Source organism: Paraflavitalea sp. CAU 1676, assembly GCF_029223285.1.
In the GTDB taxonomy this organism is placed as follows: Bacteria; Bacteroidota; Bacteroidia; order Chitinophagales; family Chitinophagaceae; genus Paraflavitalea.
The window spans coordinates 794,005-812,016 of sequence record NZ_JARHUJ010000002.1 but is presented as its reverse complement, the minus strand read 5'-3'; the positions used below and the strand labels follow the sequence as shown (position 1 = coordinate 812,016).

At 48.6% G+C, this 18,012-nt stretch carries 21 protein-coding genes; 12 read left to right on the top strand and 9 right to left on the bottom strand.

Annotation, left to right across the window (positions count from 1 at the left end):
• The first annotated feature begins 65 nt into the window (after window positions 1-65).
• From P2H89_RS07965 to P2H89_RS07955, 3 genes are all read left to right on the top strand, one after another.
• The gene (locus tag P2H89_RS07965; RefSeq protein WP_275826081.1) at window positions 66-836 is read left to right on the top strand and encodes an alpha/beta hydrolase; all 771 of its coding nucleotides are present in this window, start codon (window positions 66-68) and stop codon (window positions 834-836) included.
• 252 nt (window positions 837-1,088) lie between these two features.
• Window positions 1,089-1,553: a hypothetical protein gene (locus tag P2H89_RS07960; protein WP_275826080.1), complete on the top strand. Its 465-nt coding sequence runs from the start codon at window positions 1,089-1,091 to the stop codon at window positions 1,551-1,553.
• 5 nt (window positions 1,554-1,558) lie between these two features.
• Complete coding sequence (locus P2H89_RS07955) at window positions 1,559-3,145, top strand: hypothetical protein (protein WP_275826079.1); 1,587 nt, start codon at window positions 1,559-1,561, stop codon at window positions 3,143-3,145.
• Between the two features lie 19 nt (window positions 3,146-3,164).
• Here the strand turns inward: P2H89_RS07955 and P2H89_RS07950 are convergent, their stop codons facing one another.
• From P2H89_RS07950 to P2H89_RS07940, 3 genes are read right to left on the bottom strand one after another with little or no spacing between them, the layout of a single operon-like run.
• The gene (locus P2H89_RS07950) at window positions 3,165-3,566 is read right to left on the bottom strand and encodes a DoxX family protein (RefSeq protein ID WP_275826078.1); all 402 of its coding nucleotides are present in this window, start codon (window positions 3,564-3,566) and stop codon (window positions 3,165-3,167) included.
• 11 nt (window positions 3,567-3,577) lie between these two features.
• Window positions 3,578-4,090 (bottom strand): SRPBCC domain-containing protein, encoded by a 513-nt coding sequence (locus P2H89_RS07945; RefSeq protein ID WP_275826077.1) that lies wholly within the window; start codon window positions 4,088-4,090, stop codon window positions 3,578-3,580.
• Window positions 4,080-4,481, bottom strand: coding sequence for a metalloregulator ArsR/SmtB family transcription factor (locus P2H89_RS07940; protein WP_345799364.1), 402 nt, complete (start codon window positions 4,479-4,481; stop codon window positions 4,080-4,082). Before P2H89_RS07940 ends, P2H89_RS07945 begins: the two co-directional genes overlap by 11 nt.
• Before the next feature lie 74 nt (window positions 4,482-4,555).
• Between P2H89_RS07940 and P2H89_RS07935 the strand changes: the two genes are divergently transcribed.
• The 3 genes from P2H89_RS07935 to P2H89_RS07925 all read left to right on the top strand — a co-directional run bounded on the left by P2H89_RS07935 (window position 4,556) and on the right by P2H89_RS07925 (window position 6,043).
• Window positions 4,556-5,023 (top strand): response regulator transcription factor, encoded by a 468-nt coding sequence (locus P2H89_RS07935; RefSeq protein ID WP_275826076.1) that lies wholly within the window; start codon window positions 4,556-4,558, stop codon window positions 5,021-5,023.
• 100 nt (window positions 5,024-5,123) lie between these two features.
• Window positions 5,124-5,648, top strand: coding sequence for a DUF4199 domain-containing protein (locus P2H89_RS07930; protein ID WP_275826075.1), 525 nt, complete (start codon window positions 5,124-5,126; stop codon window positions 5,646-5,648).
• Window positions 5,645-6,043 (top strand): DUF6223 family protein, encoded by a 399-nt coding sequence (locus P2H89_RS07925; protein WP_275826074.1) that lies wholly within the window; start codon window positions 5,645-5,647, stop codon window positions 6,041-6,043. Before P2H89_RS07930 ends, P2H89_RS07925 begins: the two co-directional genes overlap by 4 nt.
• 40 nt (window positions 6,044-6,083) lie before the next feature.
• On the opposite strand, the gene P2H89_RS07920 is transcribed toward P2H89_RS07925, so the two are convergent.
• Window positions 6,084-6,755 (bottom strand): DoxX family protein, encoded by a 672-nt coding sequence (locus P2H89_RS07920; protein ID WP_275826073.1) that lies wholly within the window; start codon window positions 6,753-6,755, stop codon window positions 6,084-6,086.
• A gap of 34 nt (window positions 6,756-6,789) precedes the next feature.
• Window positions 6,790-7,563, bottom strand: coding sequence for a hypothetical protein (locus P2H89_RS07915; RefSeq protein ID WP_275826072.1), 774 nt, complete (start codon window positions 7,561-7,563; stop codon window positions 6,790-6,792).
• Between the two features lie 259 nt (window positions 7,564-7,822).
• Here P2H89_RS07915 and P2H89_RS07910 point away from each other — a divergent pair, with 259 nt between their 5' ends.
• Window positions 7,823-8,815 carry an SDR family NAD(P)-dependent oxidoreductase gene (locus tag P2H89_RS07910; protein ID WP_275826071.1) on the top strand — a complete coding sequence of 331 codons (993 nt, stop codon included), beginning with the start codon at window positions 7,823-7,825 and terminating at the stop codon, window positions 8,813-8,815.
• Between the two features lie 51 nt (window positions 8,816-8,866).
• Entirely contained in the window at window positions 8,867-9,679 is an 813-nt protein-coding gene (locus P2H89_RS07905) for an AraC family transcriptional regulator (protein ID WP_275826070.1), read from the top strand.
• Between the two features lie 37 nt (window positions 9,680-9,716).
• On the opposite strand, the gene P2H89_RS07900 is transcribed toward P2H89_RS07905, so the two are convergent.
• Both P2H89_RS07900 and P2H89_RS07895 read right to left on the bottom strand, forming a co-directional pair.
• Entirely contained in the window at window positions 9,717-10,109 is a 393-nt protein-coding gene (locus P2H89_RS07900) for a Rid family hydrolase (protein WP_275826069.1), read from the bottom strand.
• Between the two features lie 340 nt (window positions 10,110-10,449).
• A complete protein-coding gene (locus tag P2H89_RS07895; RefSeq protein WP_275826068.1) occupies window positions 10,450-11,676 on the bottom strand; it encodes a DUF1343 domain-containing protein in 1,227 nt (408 codons plus the stop codon).
• A gap of 242 nt (window positions 11,677-11,918) precedes the next feature.
• On the opposite strand from P2H89_RS07895, the gene P2H89_RS07890 reads away from it, so the two are divergent.
• From P2H89_RS07890 to P2H89_RS07875, 4 genes are all read left to right on the top strand, one after another.
• Entirely contained in the window at window positions 11,919-12,368 is a 450-nt protein-coding gene (locus P2H89_RS07890) for a hypothetical protein (RefSeq protein ID WP_275826067.1), read from the top strand.
• Between the two features lie 222 nt (window positions 12,369-12,590).
• Window positions 12,591-13,874 (top strand): hypothetical protein, encoded by a 1,284-nt coding sequence (locus tag P2H89_RS07885; protein ID WP_275826066.1) that lies wholly within the window; start codon window positions 12,591-12,593, stop codon window positions 13,872-13,874.
• Entirely contained in the window at window positions 13,867-14,256 is a 390-nt protein-coding gene (locus P2H89_RS07880) for a hypothetical protein (protein ID WP_275826065.1), read from the top strand. The genes P2H89_RS07885 and P2H89_RS07880 overlap by 8 nt, the downstream gene beginning before the upstream one ends.
• Complete coding sequence (locus P2H89_RS07875; RefSeq protein ID WP_275826064.1) at window positions 14,228-15,844, top strand: hypothetical protein; 1,617 nt, start codon at window positions 14,228-14,230, stop codon at window positions 15,842-15,844. The genes P2H89_RS07880 and P2H89_RS07875 overlap by 29 nt, the downstream gene beginning before the upstream one ends.
• A gap of 154 nt (window positions 15,845-15,998) precedes the next feature.
• Here the strand turns inward: P2H89_RS07875 and P2H89_RS07870 are convergent, their stop codons facing one another.
• Window positions 15,999-17,051: an ABC transporter permease subunit gene (locus P2H89_RS07870; RefSeq protein WP_275826063.1), complete on the bottom strand. Its 1,053-nt coding sequence runs from the start codon at window positions 17,049-17,051 to the stop codon at window positions 15,999-16,001.
• Entirely contained in the window at window positions 16,987-18,003 is a 1,017-nt protein-coding gene (locus P2H89_RS07865) for an ABC transporter ATP-binding protein (protein ID WP_275826062.1), read from the bottom strand. The genes P2H89_RS07870 and P2H89_RS07865 overlap by 65 nt, the downstream gene beginning before the upstream one ends.
• Between the last annotated feature and the right edge of the window lie 9 nt (window positions 18,004-18,012).

Sequence of the window (18,012 nt, the reverse complement as noted above, 5' to 3'; positions counted from 1 at the left end):
TAAACTACCCCAACATCAGTACCTTTAGTAAACACTCCATTCAACAACTATACAAGTGATCCTGTATGAGCAAATCAAAAACAATTGTACTGATCCATGGCAATTTTGTAAACGAACTAACCTGGGCCGACTGGAAAAGGCGCTATGAAGAAAAAGGATATACCGTGTATACGCCTACAAATCCCGGGCACGCTGGCAAGCCGGCCGACCTGCGCAAAAAAGTACATCCCGACCTCGTTCAAACAGGGTTCATAGATGTGGTGGAGAACATCAGCAAATTGATCGATACGCTGCCCCAGAAGCCATTAATTATAGGCCATTCCATGGCAGGCATGGCGGTGATGAAGTTGGTAGAGTTGGGCAAAGCAGCGGCGGGCGTCAGCATCGATGGCGCGCCCCCCAAGAATGTATTCCCGCCCTTTCAAACACTCAAGACGGTATTGCCGGCCTTTGGCTTTTTGTCGGGCACCAAATATTACATGGGCAGCCGCAAGTGGTACGATAACGCCTTCTTCAACACCCTGCCCGAGTCGCAAAGGGCAGCAGCCTTTGATCAGTTTGCGGTACCGGAAAGTTATAAGGTAAGCCGTCAGTTGGTATTGAACGCCTATTCCAACATAGATTTTAAAAGGCCTCATGCGCCCCTGCTGTTCATTGGTGGTGGCAGCGATCATATATTCCCGCCATCGCTCACCACTACCCTGGCCAAAAAGTACAGCGATGCCAACAGCAAAACAGACCTGAAGATATTTGAAGGCAAAAGCCATTTCATCTGCGGCGAACCCGGCTGGGAAGCCGTAGCGGATTATGTGCTGAACTGGTATGAGCAATTGTAAGGTCCGTCGCCGTGAGCGATGGGATTATGTTCCCTTCAGTTAACACTTTACGCATACAGCCATGCCGAAGCCGGCTCGCCTGAAAAGGTGAGGCCGGCTTTGGTCATTTAACAAAACAACAAGCGAAACATTGCCGGGAATATTGTTTGCTTTTGGAGGAATTGCTTACATTGCTTTCAATTCTATACTATCCTATACTACTAGTTGGGTGGTGTGTCTACCGCACCCCATAACTCATTAAAAGATTGTTTCATGCTTATTCGCCTTGCCTGCCTGTTGGTGACGATCGTCGCTTTTTCATTTACCGAAAACCCTGCATCCGAAGCCCCTGCACAGACTTCCGATAGTTGTTGGAATAAAATTAAAGTCAGCTGCGGGGGTAGTAGAAACAGGGCGTTTTTTCGCAAAGTGCAGGCGCCCGTGATAACGCCGGCCGATTACGCTAAGATGGACACCCTGGGGGTGATCACGGAAGAGCAGCTGCTGGCCGATACGTTGTCACTGACCATCATAAAATACACCGCCTGGGAAACCAATGCCGCTACCAATAGCCTGGAAAGAAAGATACTGTTCATTGATAGTGTGAAGGAAAAGATCAGGTGGGAATGCGAATATGCAGGACCGGGAAAAGGCAACTGTACCACCTGCCAGGTAACCGATTGTAATGGACAGCCCATGGGCCCGCTTAAAACAGGTCAACGCAACCCCAATAAGTAAGCCGTATGAAGAAGTCCTTATTGCTGTATACCCTGGCAGGGTTGATCGTTGGTAAGGTGACCATGGCTCAACCCTGCAGACCCGCTGCTGTAGAAAAGCACCTGGCCACATTCTGGGATCGGTTTAAACAGCTGGATACCTTTCCAGTCTCCTTTGTTGCCAATACGAATAGGTTGTACAGGACGAAAGAGAAGCAGCTGTATTTCATGGGCACCGTTCATTCGGCCGATATCGGATGGCCCTTATACCGGAAAATAGACTCGGTGATGGCCGGCCTTAAACCGGAGCTTATCCTGGTGGAGAACTATTATGCAGCGGAAGACCAGGATCTCAATACAGCCGTTACAACAGGGGCCGATGTTGGCTATGTAAGCCATATTGCCCGGACCAATAAAGTCAGGATCAAAAGCTGGGACAAGATGGCGGAAGTATATAACCAGCTCATCCCGCAATATGGGCACGATAGTGCGTTGGTGATGTTCTTAAACTCCATCGGAGATTATGGACTCCATTCGCAACGCGGGGAACAGGAATATGGAGAGTTCCGGTATAGTTTTCAACTGAATGGCGGCCTATTGACACCTGCCCAGCAATCCTACGTCTATTACCGGCAGATCTTTCAACGATACTACAAACAGCCCTTGCTCCTGCCGGCTGATAGCTGTTATGCTGCACAACAGGTCGCTGTACAACATGATCAGGCCCGCCGGCAAGGCGATAGCCGGTTTACGCAGTTGCGCGATCAGCGGCTGCTGCAGGTGCTGCAAAGAGAGCTGCCGGGGTATGTTAGGATATACCTCCAGGCCGGTGCCGCTCATTTCCACTCCTTACAGGAAATGATACCGTGTTATCTGGAACCGGCCAGGCCAACGGTAAAATCTATTCGCTCAAAAGAGAACCAGGGTGCACAAGGGCTATTGTTGACCACCCGTGCTCCGCGTAACCAAACGCAGCAAATCATGATCGGCTTTGTCAACTACCAGGATAGTAGTGCCGGACAGCAGGCCAGGATCGAAAAGCAGATCAAGGAATTTGCGCCAGACATCATATTGACCTGCAGCCCGGCATTGTTATACAGTACCAGGGCAGAGACCATGGCAGCATCAGGCATCACCGGATTTACACGCTTCCTCGCTATTGATAAAAAGATCTCCCTGAACCAGTGGACGCCCTATTGGGGCGATGTGTATTATCACTTCATCAATAACTATAGTAATGAGGAGCTGTACATGACCTGTTTGGCCATGAATATCTTGCAGGATGGAGCCATTCGTACCATTGAAGCCTTCCGCACCAAATTCTACCAGGCAGCACACCTGATGCGTTTCTCCGAATATCCATTCCGCGACAAAGAGTTTGACTTCAACGCCTATATCGGCAAGCTGGTGAAGGGCGAGCCCCCAAAGAACGCCTACACGTTGCAGGAAATGCTGTCTTTTGTCAGGAAGAAAAGCAATCCGCCTTTGGAGGCAGCCATAAAACAATACCAGGTAGCCTGGTTTTTCACCACGCCCCTAAGCGGATTGCAGAACCTGCCGCAAAAGAAGATCTATATACAGATGGAGGAAGGGTATCGCGCCTGTTTGAAATAGTCCGGCGGCTGCTGGTCCATTAAATAGCCAGCTGGTTGAGCGACACCGGTTGATTTTTATGTTTCAACAGTTGGTGATAATAGCGGTAAGAAAATACGCACAGTAAAATGGGAACAGCCATAAAAGCCCACTTGTCTGCCGAACCGCCAACGGCGATCATGGCATAGGTGGCGCCAGCATTGTCGAAGATCATGCCTGCATAGGCCCACTCTTTGGTGCGCGGAAAACCGGGCACCAGGATGGCGACTACAGCCATCACTTTAGCCAGTCCAAGAAATGGTAAAAGATAAAGGGGCACCCGGAGGATGTTCATGACCTCAAGGGAACTTTGTGTCTTTGCGATTTGCGTAACAGCAGTGAGCAGGGTAAATGTTGCAAACAGGCTGGTGAAGATCCAATAAAGTGTTGTTGTTTTTTTCATGGCGATGAATTTTAAAGAAGCTTTGATAAGTAATGGTCCAGTTGAGCGAAGGTTCCGGCAAAACCTTGTTGCATACCGTTCTTCATAGCGGTATAGAATTGGGTCTCCGCTTCGCTGGCATTCACGGGATAGCCTTTCATGGTAATGGTCGTCTTACCGTTTAGTTCTGAAAATTCCAGGCGGTTAAAGATCTCCAGGGGGAATTGCTGGCTGAAGGGCGCCCGGATGGTACGGCCGGCCTCGTCGGAGAAGGAGCTGGTAAATTCCAACAGGTCGTATTTCGAGATCTGTCCGTACACAAATTTGCCATGGGCGGTTTGTCCCTGCATGGTCGCTTTGTAGAGAAAAGAACCCTTTGGTCTGAAATCCAATTGCACCACGGTAATGGGCACTCCGGGAGGTCCCCACCATTGTGACAAAGCTTCAGCTTCGGCAAAGGCATTAAATACTAATTGTTTCGGCGCATCGAACACCCGCGTGATCAAGAGTTCCGGCGCCTCGCTGGTTGGATGTTTACTTTCCATTTTTATTCCTTTTTGATTTGTTGGGTGACTGAGTGGTTGACTTTTTGGTTGGCTTACCCGTTGATTTATTGGTTGACTGAATCTTCTGCAGGTACTTGTCGAGCGAATCGAAGTTTTGTTGCCAGAACTGTCGGTATTGGTCTACCCAGTCAGATATCTCCTTTAACTGGGTTAGTTTGGCCTCGCAAAATCGTTCCCTGCCCTGTTGATTGATCATGATAAGGCCGCATTCCTGCAGGATCTTGATGTGCAGCGAAACAGCCTGCCGGGTCATGTCAAACCTGTCTGCAATGGCATTGAGGTTCATTGATTCCTGAGATACCAAATTGATTATTTCGCGTCTTGTAGGGTCGGCAATAGCCTGAAATACATCCCGCCTGGCTTCCATCATATGCAAGTATTTGCTTGCGAATATAGGCAAGTATTTGCTTGCGCAAAAATATTTCTGAATTTATACCTTTGGGCATGACATCAAGGAAAGACATCAGGCATATTCTGTTATATGGCGTATGCCTGGCCGTGTTGATCTTCACCCTCAAATGGCTGCAGTGGAAGGTATTGATACTTGACAACGCAGTCGACGTGTACGTAGGCCTCATCGCCGTGTTCTTTACCGTGTTGGGCGTATGGATGGCGCGGCAACTTGTCAGGACGCGGGTTAAAACGATCGTCATTGAAAAGGAGATCATCATTAACAACACGGAGCAAGCTACCGTTAATGAAACCGAATTAAAGAAACTGAACCTCTCGGCAAGAGAATACGAGGTGCTGCAGTTGCTCACCAAAGGGCATAGTAATGCGGAAATAGCCAGCCATTTATACCTCTCGGTCAGTACGATCAAGACCCATGTATCCAACCTCTTTGTAAAAATGGACGTGAAAAGTCGTACACAGGCCATCGAAAAATCTAAACGCCTGAAAATCATCCATTGATAATACTCATACTTTGGTAGGAAATTACAGATTGGTACTAAAGTATGAATACGGGCATTCGATCAGCCCATAGCTTTGTACTAATCCCGGCTACACAAAAATGAAAAGAAATGTTTTGATATATGGGTTCGTAACAGGCCTCATCTTTTCAGCGCATATGGTTGTCAAGGTGGGCAAATTGTATTCGAATCCGGGATACCAGGCCAAAGTGGTCATTGGTTATACCGCTATGGTGGTCATGTTTTCACTGGTCTACTTTGGGATCAGGAATTACCGGGACAAGCACCTTCAGGGAACCATCTCCTTTGGCAGGGCCTTCAAAATGGGCTGCCTGATTGCCTTGGTAGGCTCCAGCCTATATGTATTGGTATGGGTAGGATATTATTACTTGTTTGTGCCCGACTACCTTGATGTGTATACGGAGCATGTCCTAAAAAACAGTTCCCCTTCGAGGCTGGCTGCCCGGACGCAGGAAATGGCTCTTTTCAGGGAAAGGTACAAGCACCCCTTATTCGTGGTGTTGATCACCTATTATGAAGTACTGCCGGTTGGGTTGGTGGTGGCATTCATCAGTTCGCTGATCTTAAAAACCAGGCCCGCTAACAATCAAAAACAATCAGTATGAAAAGACTTCGTACAGTAAGTGTATGCTTATTCGTAATATCGTTGCCTGTATGGGTATGGGCACAGAATAACACACCTGTAACCGGCCTCACCAGCGCGCGGGTTAAGTCGCTCGTGGGGGTGGCGGTGGCGATTACCAGTTTGATCCTCTCGATCAGGGCCCGGCCAGGGGCAGGCGATCCTGCCAGTCAGAAGCCCCGGCAAAACAAACTGCGCCTTGCGTTGTTGCTCGGGATGGCAGGCATTTTACTCAGTCTGCTGCACCTGTTCTACAACAGGGGCGATTTTGGTACGGGGGGCGGACGGGCAGGCGCCATCGTTGCGTTGGTAATAGCGCTCGTGGCCACCTTGCTGAGTGCTATTTCACTGGCGCGCTTGAAGAGGAAAGCAGCATAGGTGCTGCTCGCAGCGAAATGAATCACCGGGATTTGAAGGTTCAGGCAACATACGCCTTTTTGAGAAACTTATATTTCCTTTCCAGGATAAGCAACAACGTTAACAGTAATAATAGTAGTAGCTGCATGAAGGCGTCGTAGGAGTCTGTAATAGGGTCACCGTTCCTGACGTGCGTAAACACGGCAGCCAGCATCATCAGCAAAAGAACAATGGCGCATACCATACCCCATCTCCAGCTACGATGGAGCAGTAAGCCTGCAGAAGCCAGGCATTCGACCCCCATATTAAGATAAAGGAAATAGACCGGGTACCCTGATTGAAGGAAGAAAGTTTTCATCTCGTCAAGGTGGCGCCATTTGCCGATGGTGACCATAAAAAAGAAACCCGCGCACAGGATAGCCGCGGCAAGCATAGGGCGTCTCAGCACAGAAAGGTTGTCCGCTCCCCTGCCCCGGGCCAGTAAGGAAGCGAGCAAAACAGCAGGAAGGAACCAAATAGCTTTCCCCCCATTGTAAATGATCAGCAAGCCGTTTTTCAAAATGCCGGCAGGCAAACCGGCAAAGAATACGAGGGCATTGGCGGCGGTTACGATCAGTGCCAGCCAAAGCACCACAAGCGATAAGGTTTGCATCGCAACGGGATGCCTTCCCGTTCGGAGGAAAGAAAGCAAAAAGCCAACCAGTGAAAAAGCGATAGCCAGTAAAACGTACATAAGAGTGGTTTAGAAGTCCAGGCACCTATCTTGTTTAATGACCATGCTCCATTGTTTTGTTGGTGGCTAAAGCCAGGATGGGCTTATAGTCAGCCAATCTTTTCAATAACGCTTGATGGTCTGCGATGATCTGTGCTTTTTCAGATTCACCCGCAGCAAGAATGATGAAATTGAAAATGGAATGCGCTTTGTCCAGCACCTCACCGCTGTTGATAACAAACGGTTGATGTCCGCCACTTACCCATTTGCCACCTACATCTACATTCTCCAGGTTGGGCGCATAAAACATATAGTGAGGCATGATGTGGTTTACAATGCCTTCATCCAACCGGGTACGCAATAGCGGAGAGAGCATATAAGAAATGCCGGTCCTTGCAGGAGCTTTATAGATACCTGCTTTTACACGCTGCACAATAGTATCTCTTATTTGTTGGGGAGAATATTTTCCGGAAGCTCTCATCGCTGCTACAGCGAATGCCACCGGCAAATAAATGGTGGAACCTACGGAATCATAACTGATGGCCGCATAGGTATCCTGTACAAATTCTGCCCTTTCCCATTCAGTACGGTTTACGTAGGTGCAGAAGCCGTTGGTTCCCTTACGCGCCAGGTAATATCCTTTTTTCGGGTCAAGTAAATACACCGTGGCTGCACTCCGTAAATGGGGAGGCAACGCGCTCAGGGCATAGTCTGTTTCAAGGCTGGCCGGCATGCTGTCTAATAACCAGCCAGCTGTTTTTTGTTGTGCAAGGCTTACCGATGCTATGGCAAGGCAAGTGATGAGGAGTAATGAAAATTGTTTAGTCATGGCTTTGGCTATTTTGATGAAGAAACGCAAACAGGTGATGACAAATATATCTGCAATCACCTGTTTGCGCAAATTTATAACCGTTACGGGTTGGTTACGGGTTAAGCATCGGTTACCTGTGGGGTGGATGTTTATTCGCTAACAATGTCTCCATTGGCCGGCCATGACCCCGGCCCTGTGAACAAAGCATATTCGGACTTTTGAACAAAGCCGCTGGTTGGCAGGCTTTCTACTTTTGTTCCAACAAAAACAAAACGAAATGGAACAGAACAATTACCAGGGAGTGTTACAAAAACCAATTGCTTCCGGATTCAACGCGAACTCAACTATTCATGAAGTCATCAAAGGCATTGACCTTACGGGAAGATTTGCGATCGTAACCGGTGGCAACACAGGTATCGGACTGGAAACTACCCGGGCGCTGGCAACTGCCAGAGCAACGGTGATCGTTCCTGCACGGGATATGGATAAGGCAAAGAAGAACCTGCAGGATATTCCTAATATCGAGATAGCGCAACTGGATTTAATGTCCCCGGAATCGATAGACGCGTTTGCTGACAGTTACCTGGCTTCCGGCAGGCCGCTGCACCTGCTGACCAACAATTCGGGCATCATGTGGGTACCGCTACGCAGGGATAGCAGGGGGATCGAGTCGCAATTGGCCACCAATTACCTGGCACCCTTCCAACTCACTGCTAAATTGTGGCCGGCCCTTACAAAAGCCAACGGCGCCAGGGTGGTCAATGTATCCTCACACGGACATCATTTTGCCGCTTTCAATTTCGATGATCCAAATTTCCGGCACCGGCCATACGAAACCTTACAGGCATACGGGCAATCAAAAACGGCCCTCAACCTCTTTTCGATGGAACTGGATCATCGTGGCCAGTCATCGGGCATAAGGGTATATGCCCTACATCCCGGCTCTATCGGTGGCACAGAATTGGGGAGGGAAGCCCCGCTGGAATTGTTTCAACAAATGGGTTTTGTGGATGCTGCCGGCAATTTGCTGCCCGAAGTGGCGGCATCCTTAAAGACAGTACCGCAAGGTGCTGCTACGACAGTTTGGTGTGCAACCAGCCCCCTGTTGAACGAAATTGGCGGCGTGTATTGTGAAGATGGAGACATTGCCCCGGTGTGCGCAGATATTGCCTGCCAAATGGGTGTTAACCCCTGGTCTTTGGAGGAGGCCAGTGCAAAAAGACTATGGACATGGACGGAGGAAATGACAGGTTTGAGATTCAATCCTTAATCAGCTATTGTCTATTTTTGTGTTGCTGGAATTCTTCGTAAAAAGAAAAATATGGAATACAAAGCCCGGTACATAACCGACGACATAAAGCTCTCCAGCTATGAGGACAGGTTTTTCAAGTCCGACATGATGTTCGACCACCACATGCTGGTATGGTTCCTTTCGGGCGAAACAAGGATCGTACAGGCGGATGCGACCTATTATTTTGGAAAGGGCGATATCTTCCTGATCCCCAGAAATCAATTGGCTACCATCATCAACTATCCAAAGGATGGACAGCCGCATAAAACGGTTGTCATGCATTTATCGTTGGATAGGCTCAGGGAGTTTTATGCCAATAAGAATATAAGAACAAAGCCGCTGACCACTCCGAAGATCTACCGGTTCAACAATCACCCCTTGCTGGAAAGTTGCCTGGCTTCACTCCTGCCCTACTTCGATATGAAGGAACTGCCGGAGGATATAGCTTCCATAAAGATCACGGAAGCCATCAGTATACTCAGAACGCTGAACAAAGAGATTGATCAGGTGCTGGCCAATTTCGAAGAGCCGGGCAAGATCAACCTGGTCGATTATATGGAAAGGCATTTTATGTACAACCTGCCCATCGAAAAATTCGGTTACCTCACGGGCAGAAGCCTTACGACCTTTAAAAGGGATTTTAAGAAGGCATTCAACACAACACCACAACGCTGGCTTACGCAAAAGCGGCTGGAGCTGGCGCATTATCAACTAACGGAAAAGAAGAGAAAACCTTTGGACGTCTGTTACGAAGTGGGCTTTGAAAATCTGTCGCATTTTTCGTTTGCCTTCAAGAAACAATTCGGCTATGCACCCAGCCAGCTTGTTGGCAGATCGCTGTAGGCGTGAAACGGAAGGAAAGCCCCGGCAGCATGACCCCCTATTCCTGGGCAACGATCTTTATTTCAACCAATTGTCCAGGCAGGGCCAGTTTCCTCACCTCAACGAGCGTGCTGGGAACTACCATGGCATCTGGAAAAACCAGACGGCCCAGGTTTTTCCGGGCGATAAAGGCAGCATCAAGATCGGTCACATACACCACTTCCTCCATTACATGCTCCATGGTCATGTTGAAGCCTTTCAATAGGGTTTCTATGTTGACATAAGCCTGCTTCATTTGGGCCTCCATGCCTTCCTGTAATTGGCCACGCTCATCATGCCCTACCTGCCCGGCCACCCAAACCGTATTACCATATTTTAAGGCCTGGGCATATCCATATTCTTTTTCCCAGGGCATGCCTAAACCCTGGGTTTGCTTTTTACCTTGTATCATACAGTTGATTTTAGTAGTGAAGGACACGATCCTGTTCGCCAAAGGTTGTTGTTGTACAAATCTCCGTCAGGAACCCGCTTGGGTCAATAGCCAAACCGTGAACAGTCAGGTAAGAATTACAGCAGCTGTGCCCCCAGCTTATCATGGTCACTCTCCCACTCCGCGCCCACCAACGTTTCTCCCCCCCTTGTAATTCCTTCACAAAAGACCCAATGGCATTCCTGCGAATGTTTCCATATGCCGGGAAAGCAAGTAACGGTCTATGCCGGGTGGATGTTCGCCCAAAACAAAAGCCCCACCTGTTAAGGTAGGGCTGGGTAGAAAAGGTCAAATTATTTGATTATGGGTATAGCAGATATTTCGCCCGGATGGCTTTAAACTTCTGCAAACCGGGTTCCCAGCTTTTTCTGATGTCTGCTTCCGAAACGCCCGCTATGATCTGTTTCCTCAATTGATCGGTACCAATGCGCAGGTCAAACGCTGAAATATCCTGGTTCGCTCTTCCGGGCGTAAAGAAATTAGCTTTGTCGGGATAGGCATTGTACAATTCAATTAACCATTTTAAATCGATCTGGCGGCTGTTCCGAAGCTTGGCAATATCATAATTGCGCAGGTCAAGGCCATAGCAAACAGAATCCTTGTGGCGTGGCCGCTCACTCATGCCGGGAATGCTCACTGGTTTGTAAGAGAAAGTATACTTGTCCTTCAACGCAGGTGCCCCCAATATCGTAAATGGCATATAAGTTCCCCGGCCCTCATTGATAGCTGTTCCTTCAAACATGCATAAGCTCGGGAACAGCATCACGGCTTGTTGTGTATTTAAATTCGGGGAGGGATTGATCGGTAAAACATAAGGCATGTCATGATCGTAGTTGGCAACTTTTATGATCTGTATTTTGCACGGTTTCTCAAGATACCCTTCGCCATTCAGGTATTGTGCAAATTCGCCTATGGTCATGCCATGGGTCATAGGCGTATTGTGTATCCCGATGGCCGATTTAAATCTATCCTCCGTCATGACCGGTCCGTCGACAACATAGGCGTTGGGATTGGGCCTGTCAAGGATCAGCAGTTCTTTGTTGTTTTCTGCACACCCTTCCATCACATGCTCAAGGGTGTTGATGTTGGTATAGTAGCGGCAGCCTACATCCTGAATATCGAAGACCATCAGGTCGATATCCGCCAGCTGTGCTGCGGTGGGCTTTTCGTTTTTGCCATATAGAGAGATGATGGGGATGCCGGTTTTGGCATCTTTCTCATCGTTCACCACGGCGCCATTACTGGCATTACCCCGAAAGCCATGCTCGGGTCCAAATACTTTTACAATGTTGATGCCAAGGCTCAGTAGGCTGTCTACGCTGCTTTTGTTGCCGATCTGAGAGCTCTGGTTGGCCACCAGGCCAACGCGCTTTCCTTTTAGGTAGCGCAAGTATTTTTCAGTCTGGTCGGCACCGGTAATAATGCCCCGCTTTGTAGAAGCGCCTTGCTTTGTCGAAGTTCCTTGTGCTGTACAGGTAGTAGTGCTGATCGCGAGAAGGGCTAGAAAAAGTATGGAAATAGATCTCATCTTCTTGAATGTTTGGAGTTTCATTGTTACCAAAAGTGCCAGGCAGAAATGGTTCCAGGCAACCAGTGCAAATTAGGAAATTAACACATAGCATTTTGTGCGTATTTGTGCTGCGGGCCTGTTCGAAAGAAGCATGTATGTTTGTGCTGAGTGCAAAAGATCGCAGATGGTGAAGCTTCTCCGATCTTCGAAGAAATAGCCGTATATTTCGAACGCTTGCATTTACTAATGGGCGACATTCTATGAGGTGCTTAATCCTGGCAGCGACCTGTTTATTATCTTTTTTTAGTATAGAAGCGCAACATAATGACAAGAAGGAAGTGTTTCAGTTTATAACACTGCAACAGGATACTTTATCAATTTATTTGGACGATATAGCAGTTCTTGATGATTGTAACATCCAACTGTTAGATTCGGCGAAGGTGGGAAGATTAATAAAAGCAGATATAGATAAAGCGTATTTCATGTGTGATAAGTGCGGGAAGATCAGGGTCTGGTTTCAAGGGGTGTTTTCCTCTGCTGTACCTGAAGGAGATTTGTACATACTGACCATGGGCGACAAGGTTCACATTTTTAATGATGGAGTTATCGGATGTAGTAAGGAGTTGTCGAAAAAGATAAGAAGCATCGTGCCTCCGAAAGATGGTCACGCGCATATTAAAGAGACCAGGCATCCCAATCAAGTGTTTTAGAGCTCCCATAATAATGGCATCAACCTGGGCCAGACCAGCAAAAGCCGCCAGGCCGAGCTTCGGCTCTATCAGATAAGGCCTCCATCCCTTTTTCCGGCCCTACCCCCTATTTCCCCGCTATCTACCCAACCGATCCCCCTCTCCTCCCCAAATACCGTGTTTTTCACGTGGTTAGGTTCAGGGATTTGACTCAACTTTCAACAAGCTAACTAAACCTCTATCATGAAAGTAGGTCTCTACATTCCCGGGCTCGGGGAATCATTTCGCCAGGAGTCGGTGGTTAAATATGCTACCCGGCTAAAGAACGAAATGGACCAAAACGCCGGCGATGCTTCCCTCACCTTTTTCACCAAAGTAGAAACCGATCGCTACCAGAGTGATGAAGTTTGTCAAACGACCAAAGTATCCATCTATTCGCGTACCGGCGACAAGGATAAGCTGGAATACATATTATACGACTTCCAATATTCCGGTATCCTCACCGAGACCTTTAAGAACAGCACCATCGTCAACAAATCCTGGTTAATATTGATGACCGTGCTGAGAATGTTCCCGTTGATGGTGTGGCGACTCATTAAGCCCGCCGAACACAAGAATTATTCCTTCCGCTTAAGGCTTCAATCGTTGTATGCCTTCTCCATATTCCTGCTGATTGCCATATTGGGCGTTTTGCTGATACCCTCCGCCATTGGCGTGCTCGTCAAAATAACGCAGTTGAAAGAGGTCGCAGCCTTCGGCGACTTGAAAATCCCTGCCTGGATAACCAGCCTCTCGGCCCTCATCCTGTCAGCTTCTGCCTGTTTGTTTGCGCTGATACCGCAATCGAAATCATTGATCACCTCGCTCGCTACGGAATTTGTTTGTGTCGATTATTATCTCCGCTTTGGCGAAAGGCGGCAGATACTGGTGGGAAGGCTCGAACAATTAATTGAGCACATTGCAGAGCGCGAAAAGGGATGCAAGATCCATTTTCATTCGTATAGCTTTGGTACCATTCTCAGCATCGATGCGTTATTTCCCTATGGTAATGATCCTGCCGGCCGGCTGAAGGATGTAGAAGCCCTGATTACCATCGGTTGTCCGTATGAATTCCTGTCCAACTATTACCCGGTCTATTTTACCGGTAGAACGGAGTTGCTCGCCAATTCCCTGGTTCACTGGTACAACATATACTCCAACTCCGATGCGCTGGCGTCCAATTTCAGGCATGGCAATACCGAAGGTGATGCGGAATACAGTTTTCTTAAACACCACGTACTTCCATCCAACATTTACTATGAACTAACCAATATGAGCCAATTCAACTGGCTCGATTACATGACCATGTATTCCATAAAAGCGCATCAGCATTATTGGGATCATTACCCCGATGGATCCAGTTGCCTGCGCAGACTGTATGAACGCATGAACAAGGACAATATGATTTACACGAAACCGGCTAGTAAACAACTAGATCAGGCCGGTAACCACCAGGAGCAACCTCAAATAACTTTCAATAATGAATGACAACGAAATGCTGAAAATCGATGGCCTGTCGGCTTTGCAACTCGAAGAGCTGAAAGCCGAGCTTACAGGAAAAGGTGCAGGGGACGGGATAATGGACTCGTCGTCGTCTGCCCTCGCAGGTGCAAAACTGGGAGAACCAAGTTTGCTCCAGGTAGTACTCCAGGTAACACCGGCGGTACTTTCGCTGGTGGCACTTTGGCTGGCCAAACAAAAGAGTAAGCGCACGGAGACCTTCTCCTACAAGAAAGTATCGAAAGATGGTACTTCGGAATCCATTGATTTTAGTCGATCATCCTACGACGAAGGGGCTGCGAGTGCTTCTCAAATTGAATCGATTCTAAAAAGCAAACTCGATGGATCATCAAAAGGAACGGCTTCGTAGTTATGTAGATCCTTCTACCAACGAAATGCTGATCGCTGATTTTGATTTACCCGATTACCTGAATTGGGTAAAAGCACGGCCGGTCGTTGGCAGTGAGCTGCTGGCAAATTTTCTGCACGAGTGGACGCATCGCTGGTGTTTCGACTCGCGTGTGGGAGCTGCCCTTGCGTTTCTTAGGTTAAGAGCCGGTAACCGGGTCCTTTCCGGTGATTCCGCTTTTGACGATTATGTTCGATGCATGACAGCCATGTTGTTGCTGGAACCGATCACCGAGGGACTTTCCCTGTTCGCGGAGTTTGATGCCTATCCGGGAGCGTCTGCTTTTATGTCGCAGACACTCACTGCATCGTGCTTGTTTTTTGCACCTGCTGTAGATACAGACGGCCGCCCGGAGATCCTTCTCCAGGGCATGTTGCAAAAGTTGCGGCGAAGTCCTCACTTGGTGGAACGGAAAGCAGGCATTTATGCCAAAACAGGTTTTGATCCATATGCGATCGGATACCTTTCGATTAAATCATTGTGGAAACAGATGGCCGGGGCGTATAATGGCTTTGTTGACCGTGATCTGTTTCTTTCCTACCTCCGGAGCTATATTTACGACGATCCCGGATTGGTGCTGGCGTTGTTGAAGCCGGCTCACAGCGAAGTGCATGCGGCGGAGAACATCTCCAATTATTTATTGAATCGGGTCGCCAGCCTATTGTCGTTTCAAGATCTTGAAAGTAAGGTAGCCTTATGGATTGACTCCGCAGAACAGGGAAAAGTGGATGTCGCCAGCATCAATTCGAACAGTGAAATAGAGGAAGAAGCTAATTTTATTTTTGAACAAGCAACAGTGGAAGATTTTACAAAAGGCGCCAATTACGAAAATCTGGCGACCTGGACCTATATGCTGCTGGAAGAACGTGCGCAATGTGTATTAGGGGTCATGGAGGTGCGCCTGGAAGCCGATGCTGATCATACCGTCCAGGTAATCAATAAGGACACAGGCGAAAATATTTATACTACAGTTTCACCGGAACTTGCGAATCAACGGGAAGGAAAATTGTACATCATGGCCGGTCGCAAGGCACATGGCCTCCTGTCCATACTTGGCATCGGTCAGCGCACCTATTTACTGTCGTCGTTTGGTGCGTTTGAAGACCGGGATCTGGAACTCGCCAAAAGACATGTCGCCAACAAGGATATCTCTGACGGCCTTTTTGAGACCATCTCCCGGAAGCTCGATAGTGATGGCCTGGTAAATACCATCTGGAATATCGTATCCCCACAGGTAAAGACGGTGCAGGAACATCTGTACGGTCCATTATGCACCCTTAATGCCCGCGAAGCAGATTGGCCGCAGGCGTTTAAGCAGGTCCGGGAGCTGGGAATTCATGGGTTGCTTGGATACGATGGTGAACTCACGAGAGCGGTGGCAGGCATCGGCCTGTTGAACTCTTTTACGTTGGAGGTAGAATTCATTAAAGCTTTTGCACCGGTGTTGGATATTGATGAAGAAGCGTTGGAACGCGCATTACAAAAGAACGAAATAGCAGGCTTACCGATCATGGCCAGATCACAGCATTCGGTATTGGCGTTGGTGTGACCTGCGCCCCCCACCTATTAATGCGGCTTGCTATCCTACCCCACGCACATCTCCCACGCGCCATACAATGGGCGGCAGGATCGTTGGCTGCGGAATAACCCGGGTCAAAAGCCAGTCAACGATCTTGCCGCCTTAAGGCGCTCTGTGTAGGCCCCTAGCTCCGTATTTCACGTCTCATAAACCAGTAATAGGTTAGGGTAAAGCACACGGCGATGGCTGCAACAAGTCCGCAAACCTGTGGCCACACGATCAGCACACTTTCTCTGAAAGGCAGCGGTTTGGGTATAGCGCCAGCCATTTGTTCAACGGTCAGCGGCCCCAGACTGCGTACAGAAGGCATCAGCAAGGTGGTCGTTGCATCGGTATACAACTGGCTTGGAGCAAGACGCAGCAGGTCCAGCAGGAGATTATTGTACCAGAGCACATCTGCTTCCGAAAGATATACTGGATCTGGGAAAAATCCTTTCACTACCATGCTGATGACGATTCGGTAAAAAATGGTAAAGAACAACCAAACGCCTATGGCAGTAAGCGCGGAAGTCGTCGCCTGGCGAAACTTCACCGAAAACAGGATCGAAAGCGCAAGCCAGAAACCGACATACAGTACGGTCAGCACAACGAAACTCATGATCCGGAAAAACTCCTCCGCCTCAAGGCTTACGCCGGTGATAAGAAGACCAGCCCCGATCATCAGCAGCGCCAAAGAAAGAAACAAAGCAGATACGATCGTGAGTGCCCCCAGGAACTTACTCAACAGCAACTGGTCCCGGTAAACGGGTTGCGCCATCAGCCGCGTCATCGTGCCGTTGTTCTGTTCTGCATTGACGGCATCAAAGCCCAGGCTGATGCCAAGCAACGCACCCAGAAAGCTGACAAAAATGTGGAAGGTGGGCAGCGAACCATCCGAAGTAGTAAGCAGTTTGAGGTAAAGGAATAAACGGTCGGGATCGTTTTCATTCGCCACAGCAGCCTTTAGATTGGTCAGCGACACATACATCGTTGCGATAAAAGTAAGTAAAAGCAAGGCCAGGAGTACGATGAAGCGCCAGCTACGGATATGATCCGCAACTTCCTTTCGCACCATAATGCTAAGTGGCCCTGGCTGTTGATTGACAAGGCTGCCGGTACTTTTTAACCAGCCGCTATTTTTTAACTTTCCGGAAAAAAGATCGTTGAAATAAACCGCTGGATTTACCATCCTTTTCATGATCGGTTAAATTATTTTCAAAATAACGTTGATAGATATCCTCGAGGCCGTACTCCTTTTTGTGCACGCCCATGATATCCAATTCTTTTGCAACAAAGAAGCGTACGATGTCTGGCGTAATATTCCGCGCGGAAGTTATCTCGATGGTTCGGCCTTCGGCACTCACATCTTTTATACCCTCCATAGCTTTCAAAGCAGTCAATACCTGCAAAGTATCGGGCAGTGCGTTGGCCAGTGTAATACTGATTACAAATTGGTCACCCGAAAAGAGGTGCCGGGAAAGCGTTTCTACATTGCCGTCTGCCAGCAACTTGCCTCCAACAAAGATGCCCACCCGGTCGCAAACCTGTTGTACCTGGTGTAGATGGTGGGAGGACAATAGAACGGTAATTCCCTGCTGGCGACTGAGTTGCCTGATGAGCCCGAGGAAGTCTTTAACCCCACTGGGGTCGATGCCCAGGGTTGGCTCGTCCAGGATGATAACTTCGGGTTGGCGGATCAGCACATCAGCCAGGCCAAGCCTTTGCTTCATGCCACGCGAATAAGCCCCGGCTTTTTTGTGCAGGGCATCGCCAAGCCCTACCAGTTCCATCATGTCGCGGGTGCGGTTCTTCACTTCGCGTTCCGGCAAGCCGCTGAGGCGTGCGATATACTGCAGGTTGTCAAAAGCCGTCATGCTATCGTAAAAGCCGACGTTATCGGGCATGTACCCAACTTTTCGCTTAACAGCTATCGGATGATGCGTAGCATTGATGCCGCATACCTTTGCAACGCCTGCACTAGGTTCTGTAAGACCCAGCATCATCAGGATCGTCGTGGTTTTACCGGCCCCGTTAGGTCCAAGCAGGCCATAGATCTCACCAGGCCTGATCTGCAGGTCAAGCTGATCTACAGCCTTCAAAGAACCGTAGCATTTCGTCAATCCTGCCAGTTCAATGATCGGTTGTTCCATAAAATGAGG